At 73.0% G+C, this 2136-nt stretch carries 2 protein-coding genes; both read right to left on the reverse strand.

Translation table 11 applies throughout. From position 1 onward, the window contains the following. On the reverse strand, nucleotides 1-771 hold a 771-nt coding region (locus A6Q79_RS08325; RefSeq protein WP_317697703.1), incomplete at its 3' end, for an FAD-binding oxidoreductase. After that, on the reverse strand, nucleotides 768-2075 hold the full coding sequence (locus tag A6Q79_RS08330; protein ID WP_286689137.1) for a hydroxyacid-oxoacid transhydrogenase: 1308 nt from the start codon (nucleotides 2073-2075) through the stop codon (nucleotides 768-770). The genes A6Q79_RS08325 and A6Q79_RS08330, both read right to left, overlap by 4 nt. Between the last annotated feature and the right edge of the window lie 61 nt (nucleotides 2076-2136).

The raw sequence follows: 2136 nt of genomic DNA on the forward strand, positions 1-2136 counted from the left end.
GGTACGGGAAGACCAACGCGAAGAGGACCACGAGCCCGACGAAGAAGGGCGCACCCAGCAGCCACCAGCGATGCCCGAGCCAGCCGGCGATGCCCATGACGACGAGGATCGCGAAGCTGAGGAACATGAACTCCGTGCCGAGCGCGAACCAGTTCTCGAGCAGCCAGATCGGGTACTCGACGTCGGCGACGTCGTGGCGACGTCGCGTCCGATCGTCAGCCGCTCGCCCGTGCCGGTGACGACGTCGAGGGCCGCGACGTTGTCGGAGCTGCGGCCGTACCCGAGGGCGCGGTTCCCGCAGGCGTTGTTGCCGATCATGCCGCCGACCGTGCAGCGCGTGTGCGTCGACGGGTCGGGGCCGAAGCGCAGTCCCTGCGGCGCGGCGACCTTCTGCAGCGCGGCGTGCACGATGCCCGGGTCGACCCGCGCCACCCGCCGCTCGACGTCGACCTCGTGGACCCGGTTCAGGTGCTTCGCGAAGTCGACGACGATCCCGGTGCCGACCGCGTTGCCGGCGATGGAGGTACCTGCGCCGCGTGAGGTGACGGGCACCCCGGTGGCGCGCGACGCGTCGAGGACGGCGAGCACCTCCTCGACAGACCGTGGCCGGACCACGACCTGCGGCACGACGCGGTACAGCGACGCGTCGGTGCTGTAGAGCGCGCGGGTGGTGCTGGAGTCGTCGACGTCGACGACCTCGCGGCGGCGGAGCTCGGCGACGACGTCGGCCGGGGATGCGGCCACGTCGGGGCCGACGGTGTCGACGCTCACCAGAGCTCGAGCGAGGCGTCGAGGATGCCGGCGACGTCGTCCTCGGTGACGTCGCGGGGGGCGGTGGCCAGGAGTCGCTGCTGCTTCATGGCTCCGTCGACGAGCGGGTCGAGGTCGTTGCTGTCGAAGCCGACGGCGGAGAGCCCGGCGGGGATGCCGACGTCGCGCATGATCGCGGTGAGCACCTGCGGGAGCAGGTCGGCGGGGTCCGCGGGCATGCTCGCGTCGGGGTCGAGCAGACGCGCGGCGCGCACGTGACGCTCGGGCGCGGCCTCGAAGGTGAACCGGAAGGCGGCGGGCGCGGTGAGCGAGACGGCCATGCCGTGCGGCACGAGCCCCGCGTGCCCGGAGGCGCCGTCGTCGCCCGGGTACCCCTCGGGCCGGAACTCCCGCACCTGGCCGGCGATCGGATAGGCGTTGGCGTGCGGGATGTGCACGCCCGCGTTGCCGAAGCCCAGTCCGGCGAAGGTGGCGGCCGTGGCCACCTCGGTGCGCGCGTCGAGGTCGTCGCCGTGGCTGACCGCGCGGCGGAAGGACCCTGCCATGAGCGCCAGCGCGCGCTCGGACCAGACGTCGGAGATCGGGTTCGACCCGCAGTAGGGCACGCGCTCACCGGCCTGCTTCGCCTCGTACGACGTGTAGGGGCGTGCCGTGTAGCTCTCGAGCGCGTGGCACAGGATGTCCAAGCCCGACGCGGCCGTCACCGACGCAGGCTGGGTGAGCGTCAGCTCGGGGTCGACGACAGCCAGGACCGGGCGCAGCCGCGGGTGCGAGATGCCGGTCTTCACGTGCTGGTCGACGACGTCGAGCACGCAGATGGTGGTGCTCTCGCTGCCGGTCCCCGTGGTCGTGGGCACGGCCACGAGTGGCAGGAGCGGCTGGCTCGGGGCACGGCCCTTCCCGACCGGCGCGTTGACGTAGTCCATCAGCTCGCCGTCGTTCGTGAGCAGGAGCGCGACGGCCTTGGCGGTGTCGATGCTGCTGCCGCCGCCGACCGCCAGGACGGCGTCGACGGGGCTGGCGTCGCGGGCGAAGGCGACCGCGTCCTCGAGACTGCCGTCGGTCGGCTCGACCCGGGCGCCGTCGAAGACGACGACGTCGAGGCCGTCGGCGGCCAGGCGGTCGGCGATCTCGGCCGGTCGACCGGTCGCGGCGACGCCGGCGTCGGTGACGAGCAGGACGCGGCGGGCGCCGAGCTCGGCGAGGTCGTGCCCGAGCTCGTGCCGGGCGCCGACGCCGAGCTTCAGGCGCGGGGCGCCGTAGGTGAAGACGGTCTCGGGGTGGTGGGGGGCGAAGCCGGACATGCCGCTCCTGTCAGCTCGGTTCCAGACGTGTCGAGGACGACGACAGTAGCATGCTACTGGC

The organism is Aeromicrobium sp. REDSEA-S32_B7, from assembly GCF_001626145.1.
GTDB lineage: Bacteria > Actinomycetota > Actinomycetes > Propionibacteriales > Nocardioidaceae > Aeromicrobium > Aeromicrobium erythreum.